At 62.1% G+C, this 22235-nt stretch carries 15 protein-coding genes; 2 read left to right on the top strand and 13 right to left on the bottom strand.

The window, feature by feature from the left end:
- Nucleotides 1–130 precede the first annotated feature (130 nt).
- Complete coding sequence (locus IF803_RS00555; protein WP_461190920.1) at nucleotides 131–679, top strand: hypothetical protein; 549 nt, start codon at nucleotides 131–133, stop codon at nucleotides 677–679.
- A gap of 102 nt (nucleotides 680–781) precedes the next feature.
- On the opposite strand, the gene IF803_RS00550 is transcribed toward IF803_RS00555, so the two are convergent.
- Nucleotides 782–1750, bottom strand: a complete 969-nt coding sequence (locus IF803_RS00550; protein ID WP_461190919.1) for a hypothetical protein — start codon at nucleotides 1748–1750, stop codon at nucleotides 782–784.
- Between the two features lie 169 nt (nucleotides 1751–1919).
- Between IF803_RS00550 and IF803_RS00545 the strand changes: the two genes are divergently transcribed.
- Complete coding sequence (locus IF803_RS00545) at nucleotides 1920–3080, top strand: glycoside hydrolase family 71/99 protein (protein ID WP_461190918.1); 1161 nt, start codon at nucleotides 1920–1922, stop codon at nucleotides 3078–3080.
- A 95-nt stretch (nucleotides 3081–3175) separates the two neighbouring features.
- On the opposite strand, the gene IF803_RS00540 is transcribed toward IF803_RS00545, so the two are convergent.
- The 12 genes from IF803_RS00540 to IF803_RS00485 form a co-directional block, all read right to left on the bottom strand.
- Entirely contained in the window at nucleotides 3176–4099 is a 924-nt protein-coding gene (locus IF803_RS00540) for a glycosyltransferase family 2 protein (RefSeq protein WP_038387934.1), read from the bottom strand.
- A gap of 12 nt (nucleotides 4100–4111) precedes the next feature.
- A complete protein-coding gene (locus tag IF803_RS00535) occupies nucleotides 4112–6322 on the bottom strand; it encodes a glycosyltransferase WbsX family protein (protein WP_461190917.1) in 2211 nt (736 codons plus the stop codon).
- A 318-nt stretch (nucleotides 6323–6640) separates the two neighbouring features.
- The gene (locus IF803_RS00530; RefSeq protein WP_461191055.1) at nucleotides 6641–8674 is read right to left on the bottom strand and encodes an SEL1-like repeat protein; all 2034 of its coding nucleotides are present in this window, start codon (nucleotides 8672–8674) and stop codon (nucleotides 6641–6643) included.
- On the bottom strand, nucleotides 8674–10020 hold the full coding sequence (locus tag IF803_RS00525) for an HlyD family type I secretion periplasmic adaptor subunit (protein WP_026192529.1): 1347 nt from the start codon (nucleotides 10018–10020) through the stop codon (nucleotides 8674–8676). The genes IF803_RS00530 and IF803_RS00525 overlap by 1 nt, the downstream gene beginning before the upstream one ends.
- Nucleotides 10010–12247 (bottom strand): peptidase domain-containing ABC transporter, encoded by a 2238-nt coding sequence (locus tag IF803_RS00520; RefSeq protein WP_038387938.1) that lies wholly within the window; start codon nucleotides 12245–12247, stop codon nucleotides 10010–10012. The genes IF803_RS00525 and IF803_RS00520 overlap by 11 nt, the downstream gene beginning before the upstream one ends.
- Before the next feature lie 199 nt (nucleotides 12248–12446).
- A complete protein-coding gene (locus IF803_RS00515; RefSeq protein WP_038387948.1) occupies nucleotides 12447–13061 on the bottom strand; it encodes a class I SAM-dependent methyltransferase in 615 nt (204 codons plus the stop codon).
- A 449-nt stretch (nucleotides 13062–13510) separates the two neighbouring features.
- Entirely contained in the window at nucleotides 13511–14782 is a 1272-nt protein-coding gene (locus tag IF803_RS00510) for a calcium-binding protein (protein ID WP_461190916.1), read from the bottom strand.
- A gap of 329 nt (nucleotides 14783–15111) precedes the next feature.
- A complete protein-coding gene (locus tag IF803_RS00505; protein ID WP_461190915.1) occupies nucleotides 15112–15306 on the bottom strand; it encodes a hypothetical protein in 195 nt (64 codons plus the stop codon).
- Between the two features lie 148 nt (nucleotides 15307–15454).
- Nucleotides 15455–16609, bottom strand: a complete 1155-nt coding sequence (locus tag IF803_RS00500; RefSeq protein WP_461190914.1) for a glycosyltransferase — start codon at nucleotides 16607–16609, stop codon at nucleotides 15455–15457.
- Nucleotides 16606–18594, bottom strand: a complete 1989-nt coding sequence (locus IF803_RS00495) for a heparinase II/III family protein (RefSeq protein ID WP_461190913.1) — start codon at nucleotides 18592–18594, stop codon at nucleotides 16606–16608. The genes IF803_RS00500 and IF803_RS00495 overlap by 4 nt, the downstream gene beginning before the upstream one ends.
- Nucleotides 18591–20777: a bi-domain-containing oxidoreductase gene (locus IF803_RS00490; protein ID WP_461190912.1), complete on the bottom strand. Its 2187-nt coding sequence runs from the start codon at nucleotides 20775–20777 to the stop codon at nucleotides 18591–18593. The genes IF803_RS00495 and IF803_RS00490 overlap by 4 nt, the downstream gene beginning before the upstream one ends.
- A gap of 112 nt (nucleotides 20778–20889) precedes the next feature.
- Nucleotides 20890–22128 (bottom strand): glycosyl hydrolase, encoded by a 1239-nt coding sequence (locus tag IF803_RS00485; protein ID WP_461190911.1) that lies wholly within the window; start codon nucleotides 22126–22128, stop codon nucleotides 20890–20892.
- Nucleotides 22129–22235: the final 107 nt, after the last annotated feature.

Here is a 22235-nt window from a genome sequence, read left to right as displayed (position 1 = left end):
GACGCTGATGAACTGCGGCGCGGCCTGAATATGCAAAGACGTGCTGGCATCAGACACGTCCAACGCCCCCGGTGAGGAGAGATTGTCCCGGGGGCTGCGAACAACGAGGAGACGTCAATTGCTACCAAGAATGTCGCGGGAAGAAGCGGAACTGTTCTTGTCGTTTGTGAGAAATAGCCGCGATTACGTCGAATTCGGCACAGGCGGAAGTACGGTCATCGCCTCAAAGCACGTCGCGAACTCGATATTGTCGATCGATTCCTCACAGGACTGGCTGGATCAGGTCGATCGTGCGTGCGCCTCAGCGCGTACGAAGCCTCATTTGACGTTCATCGACATCGGACGGACTGGCGATTGGGGTTTCCCGGTCGACCCATCAACAAAGCCGCGTTGGCCGGACTATCACTCGACCATCTGGGAAACGCCGCAAAGCGCCAATGCTGATCTTTATCTCGTCGACGGTCGTTTCAGGGTCGCATGCTTCGCCCAGATCGTCCTGCACTGCGGCCCGTCTGCAATCATCGGCATGCACGACTTTAGCTCTCGCCCCGCCTATCACTGCGTCAGAGAGATCGCTCGCGAAATCGCGACGGCCGGCGATATGTCGTTCTTCATGCCGCTTGCGAAAAGAGAGGCTGCCCAAGCCATCCTTCAGTCGTTCAGCGGAGAGCCGTCCTGACCGGCGAGCTCTCCCGATAGCCGTCAAAGGCGACGTTGCACCATGGCTTGCCGCCTGGGCGTTAAAGGCGGCAATGCCCCGGCGAAGCGGGCAGATCCCACCTCAAGAAGGCAGTGTTTGCGCGCATAGCGCGTCAAAGGATGCGGCGAACTCGGCAAAGACGCGCTCCTCGGTGGGCGACGCAAATTCAACTTTGCCCGACTGATCAATTCGCATCGACCCGGTTCCCAAGGGAGCCGTCTCGGGACCGCGATCTTCTCGAAGAGAGAGCATCCGCTTGATCTCGGTCACGTACAGCTTCTCGTTCTCTGTCGCCCGCGATATATCCCGCTCCAATACTTTCTCAAGGGAGTCCCCGCGCTGCATGAATCCGCGGGCAATCAGCTTGTTTAGATTGGCGCGGATCCGCTGCGCGGGCGACAAGGTCGCCATATGCAGCAGGAAAAATCCGAACAACGGCGCGGGAGCCTTCTTTCCCTTGGCGATCTGGCAGTTGTGATTCACCTCTCCCGAGAAAGGCGCGGCAGCCGATCGGATCAACGGCTTACCCCAGGTGAGGCCATTCCGGAGCGTGCCCAAATCGGTGCCGCACAACATTCTGTCGCGATAGGAAGGCGCGTTGTACAGCCAAGTCGACGGGATAAACGCACCACCGTCCTTGTCGCTCAGGTGACGCAATATTGAAGCGTCGCTCGTGAAGCGTTCGCCGTCATAGAACGCCAGAAACTCGTCCGTATCCAGGAAGCAATGGAAATCGGAAGAAGCCGACAGGCTGGCGTAAAGCTCCTCGAAGTTTTTGGGATTATGCAGATTGTTGTGAAATCCGCCGAAACTCGCGATCAGCAAGTCCGGCCCCAGCTCTTCGTAAACCGACAAGACCTTGCTGTCGGAAGATCCATTGTCAAAAATGATCAGGTTCGCATCGCCCACGATTTTCCTGTGATGGTCCACCCAATCCGCAAGGAAAAACGGATCATCCTTGGTCTTGAGAACGATCTTGAGCGCTCCACGGCTGCTCCGGATGCGATCGCAAATCGCCGTAGATTCATTTTCCCATGCAACCAGCTGCATCAAACACGGTCCCTGTGCGTTGCAATCAACATCGACTGGTTTTAGCCAATCTAAGCTCATCGCGCAGAAAAAGTTTGGCCAATCATTAGCCGCACTGTCAGTGGATCATTAGGACGTTTTTGAAGAGAATCAACAGGATGTTTGGGAAAACAACGGCGAGCGCTCGAAGATGCTGACACGACGATTGTTTCTGGCCCTGGGCTCAGCTGGAGCCCTTAGCTATACGGTTACGCGCGCCCTCGCCGCCCAGCAAGTGGCTGCGCGCACCGACCGGCCTCTGGTGGGCGCGCTGCGGTGGGACGCCTGGTATGCGCCCGGATCAACGCCAACGAAGGCGGTGGAAACATCGCTCTCTCCGCAGCAGTACCATTGGCGAGTTCCATTCTTTGCGAAGGAGACCACTGGAAAGAGCCGCAGTGAGATTGCCTTTCCGGAGATCACGCAACAGACGATCGACAAGGAAATCAAGCAGGCCGTTTTCGCAGGCATCGACTACTGGGCGTTTGTCGCCTACGGCTCCGCCGATCCGATGTCGAGGGCTCTGAAAATCTTCAGGGAAAGCCCGATCAAGCATGAGATTTCGTACTGCATCTTTACCGAGTTCCCTCGATGGGGCTCGCACGACAAGGTAAGCCCGCTGATTGACGAACACGTCAAACTCATGGGCGACAGCAACTACCTGAAAGTAGCGGGCGGGAGACCGCTGTATTTTCTCGGCTTCATACATGTTGCCGACGTTGAAAAACGATGGGGTGGGTTCGAGAACCTTCGAGCCCAGATCGAGCAATTCAGAGCGCGTGTAAGAGCCGCAGGACACGGAGATCCGTACCTGGTGCTCACTGGTGACAAGAAACTGCTCAATGAACAGGGCGCTTTCCTGACTGCCGACGCGGTCAGTTCCTATGCGGGAGTCTACGGGAGCGTCCGTGGTTCCTATGCCGACCTCACGCGCGGCGCGGAGCGAGACTGGAATGAACTGGCCAAGAGCCGGCTTCCCGTCATCCCCACCGTGATGACCGGCTGGGATCGCCGTCCACGCATCGAACGCCCCGTGCCTTGGGAAGCCAAGCAGCGCCCCGGCGTGGGGATGGAAAACTTCTTCATTGCGCCGACCGGGGCGGAGCTGTCCGATCATCTGCACCGCTCGATCGAATGGAGGGCTGCTCAGCCGGGTGAGATGAAGTCTCCTGCGATCCTGATTTATGCCTGGAACGAAAACGACGAAGGCGGGTGGCTTGTCCCCACCTTGCCCTGCAAGACCGAGCGCCTGGAGGCCTTGCGCAAGGTCCTGAAAGACCCGCAATCCAAGCAAAGGCCAAACCTTTGCTAGCTCTGACGCGCTGAGGCTGGCGCCCGCGAGCTTCTTCAGCTGCGACCTGGCGTCAGCCGTGACTTGGCGCGTGATCTGGCGTCAGCCGCGTTGTGCTAGCGCCATTCGGCCGGGACCGTCCACTGGTTCAGCTCAACGGTCCTGTGCTCGGCAAGATAAGGTGCGTAGAGCTGCCGCATCCAGAAGCGGAAGTTCGGGTAATTCCTGATCAGCTTGTAGAACGCCTCCCCCATGTTGAGCGGACTGAGACAGGTCCCGTTCGGTGGCTTGGACGTCATCGCGCGCAGCGAATAGCTGTGCATGCAAGCCCGCGTTTCGCTTTCGGCCACCGAACTTAGTCCGCGGAAGCTGTTGGTTGCATGCAATCGATACATGTATTGATCGGATTCCACGTATTTTGGTTCGACGATCGTGATCGCGCGCAGCGCGAATTCCCAATCGTGACAATATTTGAGGTCCGCGAACCACCCGGCCTGCCGCAACAGTTCGGCGCTCAACACAAAATTTCCCGTCGAGGCGGCGATCTGCGACTCCAGGAAGGACCACGACAGCGGGCGATCGGCGCTTACCGCTTGACTGGTTGCGTATCTGAGACGCGCCGGAAACTGAAAGCTCTTGATGGATTTCCCGTTCTCGTCGATGGGTTCGATCGCGGAGAAGCCGAAGAACAGCTTTTCAGCGCCATGGCGGCCGACAAATGTCTCGACCCGCTCTTTCGAAAACGCGTCGTCCGAGTTGAGCAGGAAGAGCATCTCGCCCTTTGCAAGCGACAGCGCGCGATTCCAGGTAAAGTGAGCTCCCATGTTGGTGGGATTCTTGAGCAGTTTGCATGATGCAAAACGCTTTGCGAACGACTTCCGCTTCAGAAGCCTTTCGGCCAGCTGGAAGCTGTTGTCCGGCGAATTGTCGTCGACAATGATCAGCTCAAGTTTGGGATAGGTCTGGTCGAAGACCGTCTCGAGACAATGCTCAAGATAGGCCTCGTGCTTGTAACAAGCAATCACCACGCTGGCTAACATAGGACTCTCAACTCAATGCCGAACGACCAGGGAATGGCTTGATCCAACCAGCAGGTTTTCTCCTTCGCCAACCTCAAGCATCGAAAGCCTGTACTCTCCGTCCGGCAGTCCCTTGAGCATGAAGCTGACCTCGAAGCCGAAGCAGCACTCGCGCGCGGTCGCCTTCATATACTCCGTAACGTCCATTCGCTCGTGCCAATCGATGACGAGGCAGTACCCGCTCTTGCCGGCGTTCGTCTCTCCTTCCGGAGACAACACCAGAAACGAGATGCGGTTTCTCAGGGGCTCGAAGCCATCCTTGGCAAACACCCACCCTCGGACCAGCACTCTGTAGCGCGGGTCCACCACCACGCGCTCCTCCGTTTGCGAATTGATATTCTCGATCACAAACATCGAGCCATCCGGACTTGCGATGGCGCCCTCAATTTCGACCGGCAAGCCTTCGCGAATGCTTTGGAAGCCGGTGAGCGCGACTTCATTGCGCTGCAAATTGGCGAGTACTTCGACATGAACTGCAGCACTCTTGATCGTCTGCTCGAGCTCCGATCTGCTCAAGCAGTCCAGCAGGGCGGAGTTCGAGCGCAGTTCTGCCGAGATCGACTCGCCGGCAGACACGCGTCTGACGACATCGAGATACGCACGGCCGAAGCGCGAGTCCGGCTCCAGGTGGGCTCCCTCGGCCCATTCGTTCCACGAATTGATGAAGACGATCGGCTGTTCGAAAGAACTCCGGCGAGCCCGCTCGGTCGCCTCACGAAGCCAGACTTCGAACGCCTCGGGGCTTGATCTGACGAACACGTGTCCTCGCGAGCCCTTGCGCGGCGTGTTGTCCCAGCGCGGCATCACGGTTGGAAAGAACGGAAACTCATAGACCTTGCCGAGCGTCGAGCGCATGGCTTCAAGATAGTCGTAGAGCTTGCCGGAGAACTCCGTCGGCGTCTCGACCTCCGCTCGGCTCAGCTCCCGCGCATTGACGGTATGGGGCGGGAATTCCACGGCGGCATCGCAATGGAATTCTCGTGGATCGAACTCGCCGAACGTCATCGCATTGCAAATCAGCAGCTCGCCGATGCCGAGTTGCCTTGCACGCACACGCCACGTCTGGAACAGGCGTTCCTTGTCCGGGATCAGCGAGGGACGGTAGACGAGAAGGATCTTGCGACCGTCAACGGTGATGTAGCGATCATCCAGGAGGATATCGGCCATATCGTCAATGAAGCGGACATCATCCTCGAGGGAGTGGTTCTGGCCGAGCAGCAGCTCGGTATCAGAACCATCCCATCGCCGTGACCAGTTTTCGTTCGCCCAGCAGATGCAGAACGGGATGTTCGGCTCTCCGTCCTCCAGCAAAAGCCTCAGCGGCCGCTCCAGCAATCTTCGCCCCTGAAACCAGTAGGCGTAATAGCAAAAGCCGTGAACGCCGTAACGGCGAGCCAGGTCTGCCTGTTGCTGGCGCGTCTCGACCAGTCTCATGTCATAGAAGCCGAGATCCGCGGGCAACCAGGGAGACTGGTGCGTTGGAAACTGCGGACGCATCTGGGAGACGTTGGTCCATTCGGTGAAGCCAGGACCCCACCAACGGTCGTTCTCCGCAAATGAATGGAATTGCGGCAGGTAGAAGCAGACGTAGCGCACCTCTTTCACGGAGGCGGCGCCTGCCATCGCGGCAACCAATTTCTTGTCGTTGTTCGGAAACAGCAGATCGTCGTAATCGTCGGTCGAGAAGCCGAGCGCGACGACCACCTCGTTCGACTCGAGTTTCTCGAACAGCGGTATTTCGTAATATTCGCCGTCGTTCAGGCTGATGCGCAGGTAGATCTGCACAGGCTTGCGTTCCAGCAGCGTATTCTTCAGGGCGCGAGCCAAACGACGGCGCACGCCCGGCGTGGATAGGTTGATGCGAAATCCGGGACGCCCGATCACAGTGTGCGGACCGACGCTGGCCGGCACGGACCGGCCCGTCCGTCCCTCTTCGACACAGTGGGAAGCAACAAAAAGCGATATCGCAACGGTCGAAGCAGGCGACTGCGCATCCACAATCCAGCCGGAGATCACTCGCCCGGAATGCTCGAGGATCGCACCACGCAGCCTCGGTCCCGACTGGAAATCGCCGACATCGGGATCCAGGAATACGCTCTGCGATTGATCGTCCTGCTGAACCGGACTGGCAACGGGCAACATATCCTTCGTATCCCTGACGCTCCGTTCCACCATCTTGTTCATCGCTTCTCAAGCTCCTACCAACGTCTAACGTTGGTTCCAGTTTCTTTCTCAGCCGTGCGGAAGATCGATATCCCGAGATCGCGTTGCCGTTCGAACCTGCCCCGGATCGTGATCTGATGCTTATCAGTCAACTTCACACAACCACAATGAGTATTTGTTGGCGACGTCCACATTAACGCAATCTCTCTGTCGTCGATATGAAAGCCACCGTTAGTTCTGCCCAGATTGTCGCGCGAAGCTGCCTGCTTCGTTGCCTTCGCGCCTAAAAACAAAGCCGCTGCTCAGCGTCTGCGGCCGCGTGCGAAGCCCGCCTCCATCTCAGCCAACACTCTCGCCCATTGCCTGCAGACGACGTCGCGCGCCTTCGTTGTTCTGCTGTGCCGCTTGTCGATACCAGTGCAACGCCTGATCGCGGTCCTGCGCGACGCCGTCGCCGGCGCGCAGTGCATCGCCAATCGCGAGTTGGGCTTCGACCATGCCCTGCTTCGCCGCGGCCTCGAACCATTCGGCCGCCTTCGCCGGATCGGCATCGCGCCCCTGTCCCCGGCCGAGCATCACGGCAAGGTTGTATTGCGCCGTCGTGTGGCCCTGGCGCGCCGCCGCCTCGTACCACGTGACGCCCTTGGACAGGTCCTGCTCGACGCCCTGCCCGGTGCAATACATCACCGCAAGCTTGAACTGCGCCGCGGCGTTGCCGCCGTCCGCGGCCTTGACGATCCAGCCGGCTGCGGCCTGCGGATCCTTGAGGCTGCTCTTGGGATCGGAATACAGCAGCGCCAAAGTGTGCTGGGCTTCGACGTGGCCAGCGCCTGCCGCACGCTTGAACCATTGGGCTGCGGCCGGAACATCGACGGCGCCGCCGGATCTGCCCATGTGAAGCCCGCCCAGCTGAAATGCCGCCGCCGGATGACCGGCCTCGGCAGCGTCGGTCAGCAGCGCACGTGCTTGCGCAAGACGCTCCGCGGACGGCTCATCCTGGATCAGAAACATCGCATAGGCCGTCTTCGCGTCGGCATCGCCGCCGTTGGCCGCCTTGCTGAGCCACTCCGCGGCGCGCGCTTGATCGCGCGGCACGCCGTTGCCCGCCGAGTAGAGCCGACCGAGCTGCACGCCGGCGGCGCTAATGCCTCCCTCGGATGCGCGCTCGAACCACTTGATCGCAGTCGCGACATCGCGCCCCACGCCCCTGCCATTGAGATAGAACACCGCAATGTTGTGGGCCGCGGTGGCATGGCCGCCCTCCGCCGCACGCTCAAACCATTTCGCAGCCTGGCGGATGCTGGGCGGAACGCCGGTGCCGGTGGCATAGAAGCGTCCGGTCAGGAACTGCGCCTGCGTATCGCCGCGCTCGGCCGCCTTCTCGTACCAATACGCCGCCTCGCGCAGATCCGGCTCGGCGGCAGTCCCGAGCGCATAGAACTCGGCCAGCGCCTGGATCGCCGGCAAATAGTCCTTCCGCGCCGCCTTGCGCAATGCGGTCTCGGCCCTGTCGAGATCCTTGACAGCCCCCTTGCCGCTCAACCGCAGCAGCGCAATGTTGTAGAGCGCGATCGTATCGTCATGCGCAGCGGCACTCTGGAACAGCCGTGCGGCCTCTTCGACATTTTCGGGAAGCCCGGTGCCCTTGAGGCACATGAAAGCCAGCGCAACCTGTGCGCGAACATGTCCCTGCTCGGCGGCCTTGTGATACCAGATCGCGGCCTGCGCGAAATCGACGGGAACGCCGCGGCCCTGATAATACACATCGCCGAGTGCGAATTCGCCGGACGCCGCCTTCTGCTCGGCCGCGGCCTGATACCAGCGCAGGGCTGCAGCGTGATCCCGCTCGCAACCTTGCCCGTTGGCGTACATGTTGCCAAGAATCGATTGCGCCTCCGCCTTGCCGGCTTCCGCCGCGACTGACATCCAGAGGAACGCGGCGTCGACGTCCTTGGCCACGCCCATCCCGTTCGGGAAGACCAGATCGTGGAGGTTGATCGCCTTGTCGCCGAGACGGGCCGCAGTGGATTGCCGCCACATCTCGGGCCTGTTCGGACCGAGCGTCGCCTTGACCCCGTTGAGGTAGATCAGGCCGAGCTGGAATTGCGCATCCAGATGTCCATTCAGCGCGGCGCGCTCATACCACGCGACCGCGTCCGGAATGCTGCCGATAACGCCCTCGTTCCGCGCATAGAGCAGCCCGATCCGGTAATCCGCCTCAGGGTTGCCCGCCCGCGAGGCAAGCCGCCAGAAGCGCAGGGCTTCAAGATATCGCCCGTTCTCGTAAGCCTCCAGTCCCCGTTCAAACTGCTTTGAGTCTGAACGGGAGGAGTCGGGCCGGAACAACTCGAGCAGGGATCTCGTCGACTCCATCATGGCTCGCGCATCGCTTCCGTCATGCCGCGCAGCATGTCACTGAGCAGATACATCGCCACCGAACGGGTGCCGACATTGACGTCGCCCTGCAGCGTCATGCCCGGGATGAGGCGGAAATTGTTCGGAACATTGGTGAAGTTGCTCTGGTCGACCGAGCATCGCGCCTTGTAGTAGGCATCGACGGGCTTTCCGTCGTCGTCAGTGGTGAAGGCGCCTTCGCTGATCCAGCGTATCTTGCCCGCCGCCGTGCCGTGCTCCGCCGCGTTGAAGGCATCAACCTTCAGCGTGCAGGGGTCATTCGGCCGGATAAAGCCGACGTCGCGGGACAGCACCTGGATCTCCGCCTCCAGCCGCGTCTTGAGCGGCATCAGCGTGATGAAGGGATCGCCCGGCTTCAGCACGGATCCGACCGAGAGCTTGGCAAGGGTGAGGACGACCGACGGCTCGGCAGCCGTCCATCGGACCAGGTCCTGGTGCTTGATGGCCTTGTCGTAGGCTGCCCGGGCCGTATCCAAATTGTTGCGCGTCGTGACCAGATCCTGGCTCAGCTGCGCGTTCCACTGCTCGATGAAGGCCTTGCGATCGGCCCTCAGCGAGTCGAGCTGGTGTTGCGCTTCCAGCAGCGTGTTGTGCGTGTTGTCGATCTGACGCAGCAACTCGAGGCGCGTATCCTGCGACAGATACAGGTTCAGCTTGGACCCGCTGCCGCTTTCGGCAAGGGTCGAGCGCATGTCCTCGATCTTGCCGGCGATCTCGGCGCGTTGACCATACCGCTCGTCGTCCTTCTTCGCCTTCGAGATCGTCGCTTCGGTCTGGCTGATCTTGGAATCGTAACTCGTCACCTGCGCGCTGTACTGGGCGACGCGCTGGTCGTAGAGCGCCTTCTGCAAGGCGTTGTACCTGGCGGCATCCGGATCCTTGGCGTTGCCATACGACAGCGGCTTTCCGGACAATTCGGCCTCGTCACGCGCAACCTGCGCATCGAGGCTCGCGATCTGCAGCTTGTACTGGGTGACATCGGCCGCGGTGAAGGTCGAGTCGAGGGTCGCAAGCAATTGTCCCGTGTCGACCTGCTCGCCTTCGCGAACATCGATCGTCTTGATGATCGACGGGTCAAGGGCCTGCAGCACGTTGATCTGATCGACCGGAACGATCTTGCCGCGGACGCTGGTGATCACCCGATCGAGGCGCGTCAGGCACATGATCGCCACGATGGATACCAGCAGCGCCGACAGCACGAACAGCGTCGCACGGGCCAACATCGGCTCGGGCGCCTCGCGGATGGCGTCGGTTTCGGACTGGAACTGGCGAACGGTCGCGAGCGAAGCTTGATTAGGAGACAAGGGTCGGACTCCTGAAGTTGGGCTTGTCGTTGCGGCCCGTCGGAACGAGATGCGTGTTCTGCTGGTACCAGAGCGAGCTGTAGATGTCGTTGCGCTCCAGAAGTTCCTCGTGGCGACCGATATCGTTGACCACGCCGCGATTGAGCACGAGGATCGCGTCGGCCTTCGTCAGCGACGACAGGCGATGCGAGATGATGATCAGCGTGCGGCCGTGCGCGATCCGCGAAATGTTCGCATTCACGATCGTCTCGCTCTCCGCATCGAGCGCGCTGGTCGCCTCGTCCAGGATCAGGATGGGCGGATTGACGATCAGCGCGCGCGCGATCGCGAGGCGCTGACGCTGTCCGCCGGAGAGGTTGGTGGAGCCCTCATAGACATAGGTCTCGTAACCCCGCGGCAGCTTGTCGATGAATTCCTCGGCGCCGGCCAATCGCGCCGCCCTGACGACGTCGTCGAAGGTCGCGTCCGGCTTTGCCGCGGCAATATTCTCGCGGATCGTGCCGCTGAACAGGAAGTTCTCCTGCAGCACGACGCCGACGTTGCGCCGCAGATGGTCGACATCGTATTCCCGAACATCGATACCGTCGACCTTGATCAACCCGCCATAGTCGGAGTGCAGGCGCTGCAACAGCCGCGTGATCGTGGTCTTGCCCGAGCCGCTCTTGCCCATCACGCCGAGCGTCGTGCCGAGCGGAATCTCGAATGAGATATTGTTCAGCGCCGGCGACACCGCGCCCTTGTACTTGAACGTGACGCCGGAGAACTCGATCAGGCCCTTCAGCGGAACCCGCACGCCATGGCCAGAACGTCCCTCCTCCGGCAGCTGATTCACCAGATTGCCGACGATGGTGACCGCGGTGCGCGCCTCGTCATACTGGTTGATGAGTTGGGCCATCTTCATCAGCGGACCGGCAACACGCTGCGACAGCATCAGAAAGGCAAACAGCGCCCCGACATAGACCGGATCGCCGCTCGATACGGCGAGGTAGACGCCGAGCGCATAGGGAGCGCTGACCGCCAACCGTTCCAGCGGACGGACCAGCGTCTGGATCATGTTTCCGGTCATGCCTTCGGCAAGACGCGCCTTGGCGGCGCGCGCAACGAGCACATCCCACATGTGCCGCTGGCGCGTGTCGAGCGCTAGCGATTTGATGGTCCTCATGCCGTTCAGGCTCTGGATCAGAAACGCCCCCTGCGCGCCTTCGGCGGCAAGAACCGCCGAGGAGCTCCGCCGGTACACGGGCAGCATCAGGATGAGCCAGACCACGATCATTGCGGCAAAGCCCAGAACCATCAGCGTCATGATCGGGCTGAAGAAGAACATGACGGGCAGGAAGAAGATCAGCGTCGTCGAATCGAGAACCGTCCCGAACAACTGCCCGGTCAGGAAGCCGCGAATCCGGAACACTTCGCGGATGTCGCGGGAAATCAGGCCGACGGGATTCTGCTCGAAATAATCGATCGGCAGATTGAGCACCTTTTCGAACACGTAGGTCGACAATTTGACGTCGAGGCGTGCCGTCAAGCTCTGAACGAGGTATTGCCGCAGGAACGAGAACGCCGTCTCGAACAGGATGATCACCAGCATCGCAACGCACAGCACGTAGAACGTATTGTACGCCTTGTAGAAAATGACCTTGTCCGAGAGCAGCCTCCAGAACATGATCGGTGCCAGCCCCATGAAGCCCAGGACCAGCGCCGCGATCGCGACGTCGCGCATGATGCGCCGTTCGCGGAACACCAGGGCAACGACAAAACCGAAGCTGAACGGCTGCGTCTCGTCCGAAATCTCATAGTCGCGCTTGGCCATGACGACGTCGCCCGACCAGATGTCCTCAAAGCGCGGTTGATCGATGACGAGCAGCGCGTCCTCGCCGGCATTCGGATCCTGCAGGACCACCCGGGAGCTGTTTTCATCGCCTTCGAGGCGCAGCAGCACCATGTGGCTGCCGTCGCGCAGGCGAACGATGGCCGGCAGCGCCCTCTTGAGATGGCTCAGGCCCTTCCAGTCCAGCGTGACGGCCTTTGCCGTCATGCCCGAGGAATTCGCGCACTTCAAGAGCTCGGCCAGCGTGACTTCCTGGTCGCCCAGGAGGTTGTCGTGGATCAGCTGGGACGGGGTCAGATGCAAACCATGCTGTCTGGCCACGATGACGAGACAAGCGAGACCCGAAGGTGGCAGTGCCTCCACCGAAGGTGCGCCGACGAGCGAGAGGTGTTTGGTCATGGATGCCTCGAAGTTTCGACTGCGCAAGGTCCGGTCCCCAGCGGGATATAACTTATCACTGTTAGTTCGCTAACGCAGCATTTTCAGCGCGTCACCCGAAAAAGATATGCATCACGGCAGGCCGCCGCGAAGCCAGTTTCGAGCGCGTTCTCGTGCGACTTAACCAGGGAACCTTATAACATTGTTTAACATCGACAAATCACGAGTCGGCGGTCACCGTCTCCTGGAAGTCGAATCCGCAGGCCTCCAGCTGTGGCCTGATCCGCTCGTCCCTGGCCTCCGGCATGAGCGCCAATGCGCAGATCTCGAAATTCCCGCTCCGAACCGACACCGTCGGGAAACCGGCGCTGAGCAGCAGGTTCCCCATCCGCTCGGTCGAAAAGCCGGTCTTGTGCGCCATGTGGTGGCGCCCCTGCTCGATCGCGCCGGAATGCCCGTAGATCATGTCCAATGGCCGGATCGGACCTGCCGGCGAGACGTACGCGATCGCACCGAGGCCGCGCGTCAGCATGTGCTGAGCGACCGCCTCGAGGTCGGGAGACATGATCAGTGCGAAGCCATCCGGTTTGAGCACTTCGCGGAACTGGACGAATGTGGGATGAACCTCATGGGCATAGAGATGCTCCATGACATGAGAACACCAGATCGCATCGAACGAGGCCACCGGGAACAATCGAGAAAGATCGGTGATCGAGCCGACGACGTCGGGGTTCACGCCGCTGTCGACGTCTAATCGAATCTCGTCCCATTCATGCGATGTCAGGAGCGGCTGGATGCGCTTGGTAACCGTCGATCCAGCGCCGGCATTCAGCATTTTTTTCTTGGCCAATTCGAGAGCTCCGCGGGTTCGTTAAGCGGCTGAGTTCTGCAGCGATCGTTCGTCTTGACCAAAGGCGCCAGGGCCGCGGATAGCCATCGGCCACAGCTCCGTCGTGTCAAGCGAGCGGCACGCTTTACAAAAGCTACGTGGTCCGAATGTGACGGACTAACTTCTAACATCCGTTGGCGGAAACGCCCGAGGCGGAACTTGTGATTGATTTGATGCATCCGACGCGGATCGGTCGACAAAGTTCCAATCGGGATGTGCGCACGCGCTTCCACTGATGCGAGCCGAACTCATCGCGTGTGTGTCACGATCATGAACGGCCGCGTATTCGATCATTCAATCACCCATTCCTGACGGGTCATGCCGGCGATCAAAGAAAAAAGCGCCGCCTCAACCTCGGTTGGGGCGGCGCCTTCGCTTAGTGCAGACCTAGGATCTTACAGCTTGGTCGAGTTACCATCGTTGAAGATCAGGTATTCGATGTTGCTGATCTGGGTCACCTGACCATTGCTGAAGGTGATGTCCAGAGAACCGTTCGATCCAGAGCTGATGTCGCTCACGTCGGTCGAAGCGTGATCCAGGAAGGTCAGGGAGTCCTTGTTGCCGCCACCGCCATCGATGGTGTCGCTGCTGGTGGCGTTGTTGAGGTAGAAGTAGTCCTGACCGGAGCCGCCAACCATCGAGGCCGTACCGGTCTCGGAGCCGACGAACGAGTCCTTGCCGTCGCCGCCGATCAGCGTCTGCGTGCCGGAGCCGGCGACCAGCGTATCGTTGCCGGAACCGCCATACAGCGTGTCGTTGCCGGCACCGCCATAGAGCGAGTCGTTGCCGTTGCCGCCATCGAGCGAGGTCGCGTGCGACGCATCGCTGCCCGAGTAGAGCACGTCCTTGCCGTTGCCGCCGACCTCGGAAGCAGTCTGAGCACCGCCGACAAGGAGATCGTTGCCGTTGCCGCCATACAGCGTGTCGACACCGGAACCGCCATACAGCGAGTCGTTGCCGGCGCCGCCGTCCAGGCTGTCGTTGCCCGCGCCAGCGTACAGCGCATCGTTGCCCTTGCCGCCATCCAGCGTGCTCGAATTGCCGGCGGTGCTGCCGGAAGCCAGCACGTCGTTGCCGTTGCCGCCGCTCAGCTGCGACGAGCTGCCGCCGTAAATCGTGTCGTTGCCGGCGCCACCGTTCAGGGTGTCGGCACCGGAGCCGAACAGCAGATCGTTGCCCCTGCCGCCATCCAGCGTGCTGTGACCGGAGGCGTTGTCGACCAGCACGTCATTGCCGGAGCCCGCATTGATCGAGTCGTGACCGGCACCGCCGAAGATCGTGTCGTTGCCGGAGCCGGTGAGAACCGTCGTGTCGCCGGTATTGTTGACGAACACCTGATCGTTACCGTCGCCGGTCGCGACCAGCACCGGAGTGCTGCCGTTCACCGTCAGCGTGACGTCCTGATTGGTCGCCTCGATGATCGCCTTCAGGTTGGCGTCGGTGTTGACAGTGTTAATGGGGTTGGTTTCGATCAGAACATTGGCGTTCGGATCCGGGTTGGTGATCCCAGATCCCTCCTGCACCGGAATCGTCGCGCCGTTATCCGGGCTGGTGTATCCGATCCCCGCGTTGATCAGATAGTCAAGAATCTGTTGCTGGGTCGAGTGATCGATCGTGGAGTTGATCGCCGCTTTGAGGTCCGTCTGGTCTAGATTGTAAGTCGCCATCGATGTAGCCCCTGCTTGGGATACGAGGATTCAAGCCGCTCGCCCACACTTAAGCTGTTGATTCACAACTGGTTTGTTGCGATGCAACCCAAATGTGGACCCAGGTTACGAACTTGTTAAGTCCATTGTTAAGTCCACCAAGTCGGAGTGTCAATCAGCAATGTGCTGTTAACACTGGGTTCCACGAGGTTTATGTGAGACTTAGCGCCGCTTCGGATGTGCTATAACATTCAGCGCAGGCCAATCGCCAATGTTAGCCGCGGCGCAAAAAAGGGTAGTGATTATACGGGGTTTCACGGGAGCCCAGGATATCGCGGGCGCGCTGAATTTCACTGACGCTGTGAGCGCTTCGACGGGATTTTCTGATCTGAAAAAAATATTTCTGCATCGCGTGAGACGTTTTGCAAAAAAGCGTCAAACTTCGCAGCCGGCGCCCCACCGGCCAGTGTTATAACGCCGCCTGGCCGCAGTTTGCGGGCTCGATCCAGCGAGATCCATGGAATCACCCGCAGAATCAGCGTCATTCGACCGCGCGATCAAAACCTGGCGCGACGCCGACCGGACACCGCAATGTAACAAATTAACACAAAATTTGCCGCAATATGTTAGCGATGCCGGCATGGACCGACGGAGACGAGGCCCGATCGCGTGCCGCGCGCCAGCCAGCGGCGATCATCCACCGGCGGCGCGCGCGTAGATGGCCTCGAGCAGCCGGCGGTTCTTATCCGGCGCGTAGCGTTCGAGATAGGCGGCTCGCGCGGCCCGTCCCCATGCGGCGGTCAGTTCGGCGGCCCCGAGAACTTCACCGATCCGCTCTCGGAGCGCGGCCGCGTCGCCCGGCGGCACCAGCGCGCCGGTCTTGCCCGCGGTCACCGCCTCGGCAAGTCCGCCGATCTCGGACGCGATCACCGGCGTGCCTCGCGCGAAGGCTTCGACCACGACCATCGGAAATCCCTCGTACCATAGCGACGGCACCACCAATGCCTGGGCATTCGCCATTTCCCGAAGCACCTCACCGCGCGAGAGCCCGCCAAGGAACGCGACATTGCCGGGCGCCCGAGCCTCGAGCGCGACGCGCTCAGGCCCCTCGCCCACGACGCGCAAGGGCATGCCGGTCCCGGCAACGGCCTCGAGCAGCACGCCGACGCCCTTCTCGCGGCTCAGCCGTCCAACGTAAAGCAGCCCGCTGCGCGGCGCCGCCGGATCGGGCGCCCCCGGATCGGCCATGAAGTTCGGCTTCACGTCGATCCGGTCGGCGTCGAAGCCGGCCTGCGTGAACAGGGTCTTGGCAAACTGCGTCAGCGCGATCAGGCGCAGCCCGGGACGCGTCCAGGTGCCGCAGCGCTGGTGCTGCGCGATCATGTAGGCCGAAGCCATCGAGCCCGGAAGCGATCCGCGGTAGCAGCGGTGCACGACGCCCCAGAGATGGCCACGGTCCAGGCACTTGTGGCAGATGCGGCCGTCGCGCAGCAGCATGCCGCCGGTGCAGATGGTGCGATAATTGTGCAGCGTCACCACCGCGGGTACGCGCTTTTGCCGGCAGAGATCGAACACCGCGGGCGACAGCAGCGGGAAAAAATTGTGGACGTGGACGACGTCGGGGCGAAAGCGGTCGATCGCCTCCGCCACGACCCGCTTTCCCTCCGCATTATCGGCGATCGACAGCGTGGTCGCGATGCGCGCGGGGAGCGAATTGATCGCCGCGTTGCTGACCGTGAGCGTTTCAACGCCGTGTCCTGCGGCGCGCAGCAGGTCGACTTCCGCTTCAAACACGACGTCCTCGCCGCCGCGTCCCTGGTACCTGTTGTGAGCGACCAGGATCTTCATGATCGGGCCGGGTCTGAGAACCAGCGCAGCTCGGTCATCAGGCTTTGGCCGCCGGCGAGCGTACCGGAGCCGATCAGCGTCGTCGCCGGCACCTTGAGATCGAAGGACGGCGAATACCAGCCGGCCGGCATGGTCTCGTCACCCCGATACGGCATCCAGCTGAGTGCCGCCGGCAGATCGAGCTCGCCGCGCCCACCAGGCCATGCGAGCTGCGCCCTATGCCCTTCGAGCCTGCATTCGACGTCGGGACCAATATGCCAGCTGAGGCTCGCCGGCACCGCAAGCCCTTCATCGGCAAGCACGGTATCGGTGACGACGAGCCGTGCCGCCTGACGCTGCAATTGCACCGAGCGGCGATGCACGACACCTGCTTCGTCCCGATATCCCGAATGCTCCGCGACCCAGCTCGCATCCGCATCGCGATCGTCCAGGCCGCTTGCTGCGACAAGCCGGCTCTGCGCATGCCGTGTCCAGAGAAACGGACCGCCCGACACCGACTGGTCGCGCGCGAACAGGCAGAGCGTGTTGTGCGCCAGCGTGGAGCGGAAGTAGGCCCGCCATCGCGGATCGCCATGGTAGCAATAGGTGCCGGGGTCGGCGAAGATCTCGACCCCGCCGATCCTGCATTCGAGCGACAGCGCGTCCGCATGGGCGTGGGCGGCAATGCGGCCGAAGCCATGCGGGCCGTGGTCGCAACGGCACCACACGCCCTTGTCGGCATCGATCAGAAAGGTCTGTCCCGCCCCTTCAAGCAGATGCGGGCGGCGCTCGGGCCGCCCGGCGATCGCGCGCGCCTCGATGCCGTCGGTGAGCACAAAGCTACGCAGATCGGGCTCCGGCGATGTGGGCCACCATGGCAGATCGCCGAACAGGCGCGCGCCGCTAGCAAGCAAGCCGAGCCAGCGATTGCCGGCGTGATCGTCGAGCAGCAGGCCGATGCCGTCGTCGCCGTCGCCCTGCCGCGGCGGATGACCGCGATCGTCCAACATTGCGGCAATGATGTCGCTCATGCGGCACATCGTGGTCCAGACCGCATCGCCAAGCGGATGTCCCGATGCTTCACCCTGCACTGCCGCCGCCAGCAGCAGTTCGAGAACAAAGCCATGATAGTCGGTCGCGAGCTCGCGGTTGCTGCCGCAGGCAAGCGTCTGCGCAACGGCTTCGTGTGCCAGCGTGCCGGCCGATTGCTCACGCCATCGCGCACTGTCCTGGAAGAACGGAAACACGCAAGCCGCCACGAACAGCCCGGCAGCCTCCGCGATGAGGTGGTTGTTGGCCGAGGAGCCACGGCTTGGGAACTGCGACAGCCAGTATTGATGCGCATAGAGCTGCGTCAGGAACAGATCGTTGTTTTCGAACAGCGCAGCAGCCTCGGGCCAGTTCTGCAGCAGCTGGCGTACCCATGCCCACGAGATCAGCCGCACGCCAAGCTCGATGCCGCTGATCCAGTGCGGGCCGCGCGGGAACGGATTTTCGCGCCACCAGCTCACCAGATGCTCGGCCGCGCGCCTGGCGTAGCGCTCGTCGGAGGTCAGGTAATACGCGGCCGCGAGCACCGTGAGATGGTGGTGACGCGACGGCTCCCAGATGTATTTGATGTTTCCGACCGCGGTTTCGTCACGATAGGGAACCGCGAACGCGTGCACATCGGCCGGCGCCCGCTTGCCGCTTCTGATATCGACGAACCAGTCGGGCCGTTCGCCGAGGGCCCCATGATCCCTGGAAAAAATCCGCCAGTGCCCGGCGAGAATCCGGTCGGCGCTCTGCATCAACCGTTCGGCGGCCTGTCTCGGGGCGTGGGCGGGCAATGGCAGCGGCTTCAGGCGCGGCTGCCGCGGGCCGGGGGCGAGCCTGGCGCTGGCGCGCCGTGCGATATCGGGCGGAGTGATCCGCCAGAGCAGATGCAGCACCTGATCGTTCACCCGTCCCGCAAGCTCGGACGGCTCCATGCGCTGCAGCCTGCGCAGATACCAGGCCGGATTCATCTCAACGCAGTCGAGGCGCGCGCGACGCCCTGCTCCCCTGCGCCGGCCGTCAGATCGATCGGCATCCCGGCGGCCGCACTTTCCTGCACGGCAAGCGTCGCGCGCGTGGTCGCCAGCAGCGAGTCGAGCGCAATCGGCATCGCAGCTCCCGATGCGACCGCCGCGACGAAGGCATCCAGCATCGGCCGCTGGCCCTTGTCGAGCCGCGCTGTCTTGGCCGTGCGCTGTCCGGCGTGCCAGACCTCGAAGCCCGAGAAATTGTCGAAGGCGGCAAAACCCGTGCTTGCCGATATCTCGAGCGCTTCCTTCGGCACCCGCGGATCGCCGCCGGTGAGATAGCTGAGGCTCGCGACCGAACCGTCGGCAAAATCGAAGGTGGCGACGAGATTGTCGACGTCCTTGCCCGCCGTGCTCGCCGAGACACGCACCGGCCCGGCGCCGAGCCACCAGCACAACACGTCGATGAAATGGCCACCCTCGCCAACGAAGCGGCTGCCTTCGCTCTCGGCCTGCAGATACCAGGATGATTTCTCCAGCGGCCCGGCGATGACGCGATATTGCAGGGTCTGCGGTCCTGCCGGCGCGAACGCCGCGCGCATGCCCTGCAGCAGCGGCGAAAAGCGGCGGTTGAAGCCGACCATCAGCCGGTTGTTGCCGGTTTCCCGGATCACCTGCTCCAATTGATCGAGCGAGTCTGTATCGATCGCCAAGGGCTTTTCGACAAACACCGCCTTGCCGGCGCGCAGCGCCTGCGTCGCGAGGTCGGTATGGGAGGCATGGCGCGTTGCGATCAGCACGGCATCGATGTCGTCGGCGCCGAGCACCGAGGCCGCATCCGTCGAGGCACGCGCGAAGCCGAACTTGCGGACCGCAGTGGCGCCGCTCAGGCCGGTATTGGTGGCGACCTCGACGAGATCGACGCGCTGGTTACTCGCAAGCTGCGGCAACAGCATGCTGGAGGCATAATTGCCGGCGCCGATGACGCCGAACCGCACCCGGCCGCTGCGCAGGGCAACCGCCGGACGATAGATCATCTGCATCGCGCGGGGAGCGGCGTCCGGATAGGCGAACACCATGCCGAGACCGACCTCGCCTCGGCTCATGCGCTCGAACGCCGACGTCGCCTGCTCCAGCGGCACCATTTCGGAAATCAGCGAGGAGAAATCGAGCCGCCCGTCGGCGAGCAGCGCGACGATCGCTTCCATATTGCGCTTCTCGGTCCAGCGCACATGACCGATCGGATAATCGATGCCGCCCTCCTCATAGAGCGGATCGTAGCGGCCGGGGCCGTAGGAGCGCGAGAAGCGCACGTCGAGCTCCTTGTCGTAGAATTCGTTCCACGGCAGGTTCAGCGTGCATTTGCCGATATCGACAATGCGTCCGCGGTCGCGCAGCAGTGCCGCCGAACGCGATGCGAGATCGGGATCGTCGCTGCCTGCGGTGATGAACACGCAATCGACACCGTTACCTGCGGTCAGCTGGTCGATCCGGGCACGAAATCCGGCCGCGGCATCATCCGATGCGACGGCACAGACCGCGGCGCCCGCAGCCTCCGCGTGGCGGCAGCGCGCCTCCACCCTGTCGAGCCCGGCGACCACGACACCGGCGCTGCGCAGCAGCCGCACCATGATCTGCCCGATCAGGCCAAGGCCGATCACGCAGGCGGTCTCGCCGAAACGGATCTCCGACTGGCGCATCGCCTGCAGCGCGATCGAGGCGATCGTGGTGAATGCGGCCTGGTCCAGCGCAGCGCTGTCCGGCAGCGGCACGCAAAGGTTCACCGGCACCCAATTATATTCAGCGTGGGTTGCATATTGATTGCCGCCGCAGCAGACGCGCTGTCCGACCGAGAAGCCGCCGACGCCCTCGCCGACCTCCACGACGGTACCCGACAGCGAGTAGCCGAGCGGCGTGTAGGAATCGAGGCGGTTCATCACCTTCTGATAGGTCGCGAGCAACCCCTGCTGACGAACCGAGCCGACCACCTTGGCAACCTGGTCGGGTCGCGCGCGCGCCTTGCCGAGCAGCGACAGGCGGCCTTCGGTGAACTTCATCATCTCGGTGCCGGTCGACACCGCGGAGAATGCCGTGCGCACCAAAACCCCGCCGGGGCGGCAGCGCGGCGCCGGCACATCGATCAGCTTGAGCTCGCCGCTCTTATAGTTCTGCGCGATCTGCTTCACGGTCGGTCAATCGCCTCAAGTTAACAGCGCTCCTTGTATCGCGCCCGCCGCCCGCAATGAAGCCAGGAAACATCGCCATAATTATCTCGTTTGCCGGGACTTAACATTGTTATCATTCCAGCAACAGAACCGGTTTTGGCGAGATCTCGACCTCGCCGTTGGCGACAGGTCCTTCGCCGCCGTCGAGGCCCTGGTAACGGCTAAAATGCGGGTCGACCCGATCAACGGACCGGCCCTTGGTGGTCCAGAGGATCAGACCGTTGCGGCCATCCGGCATGCGAAGCTCGACGCGCCAGATCGACGGCGACGTCCTGCCCGCAGCCACGACGCTTGCACCGACCAACCAGGACTGGATCGTGCGGTAGGCAACTCCGCTCGGAAGCAGCCCGCGCGCCGGGTCCCATAATTTTCCGAAGTCGCTGCCGCCTCCGGCAAACTCGTACCAATAGAACCGGTCGACACCGCTGATCCATTTCAGGATGTAGGCGCGCGCCAGACACCCGTCCGGATTGTCCTCATAGGACGACCAGCCGGCCTCGGTGTCCCAGATTGGTCTCGCGGACAGATCGTGCGCGGCGAGGATTTTCTTGAAGCGCGCAATGATTCCGAGCACCGCTTCGGGTTCGCTCGTGTAGCCGTGGAAGGCGAACACATCGGCATATTGTCCGCCACCTTGCGCCATGAAGGCCTCTTGCCAGCGATACCCGTCCGGCGTGCCATTTGACGGCGGCGTCAGCACGGTCAGCGTGGGATCGCTGGCTTTAATGATCTCGTAGGCCCGCTTTTGCAGCTGGACCATGGTCGCGATATCGCCCGAGTAATATTTGGGATCCTCGGGCTCGTTCCAGATTTCCCAGTATTTGATGCGGCCGGCGGCACGCGTGACGGCCGCACGCACCCAGTCATCCCATGCCGCGAGATCGGCAGGCGGCGAGCTTGCGCCCGGCGTGAACGCCGGCGGCGCATCCTTCACCGACGCGGCCCATCGCGGCGTGTAGGCGAGATTGAGAACGATCTCGACGTGCTCGCGCTCCGCCGCGGCAAGGATGGCGTCGAAGCGCGCCCAATTGTAGATGCCGGGCGCCGGATTGACCTGCGCCCAGTAGATCGCGCCCCACAGCCGAACGCCGTCGAATTTGAGCTCGGGCCATGGTTGTGACTGCCCGATTGCGTTGATCGTCATGCCGAACAGCGTCGGCGGGATCACCGCATTCACGCGGCTCGCACTCAGCGCATCGCTTGACGTCGAACCATTCCACTGCAGCGGCCATTTGTAGGCCAGCGGCAGCAGCGCGCTCAAAACCAGCGCAATCAATGCCCTTTGGCCCCAATCCCTCACTCTGCCTGCCATGTCCCTGTCTCGTCGCCGTCACATCCGTGCCGGGATTGCATAGTGGAAGCCGCGCATGTTAATGCCGATGTTAGTCGGATTGTGATGTTGTTAGGTCAATGGTATAG

The sequence above is a fragment of the Bradyrhizobium sp. UFLA06-06 genome, from assembly GCF_054820065.1.
The sequence above is the reverse complement of the archived record's forward strand: the minus strand, read 5'-3'. Positions and strand labels throughout refer to the sequence as shown.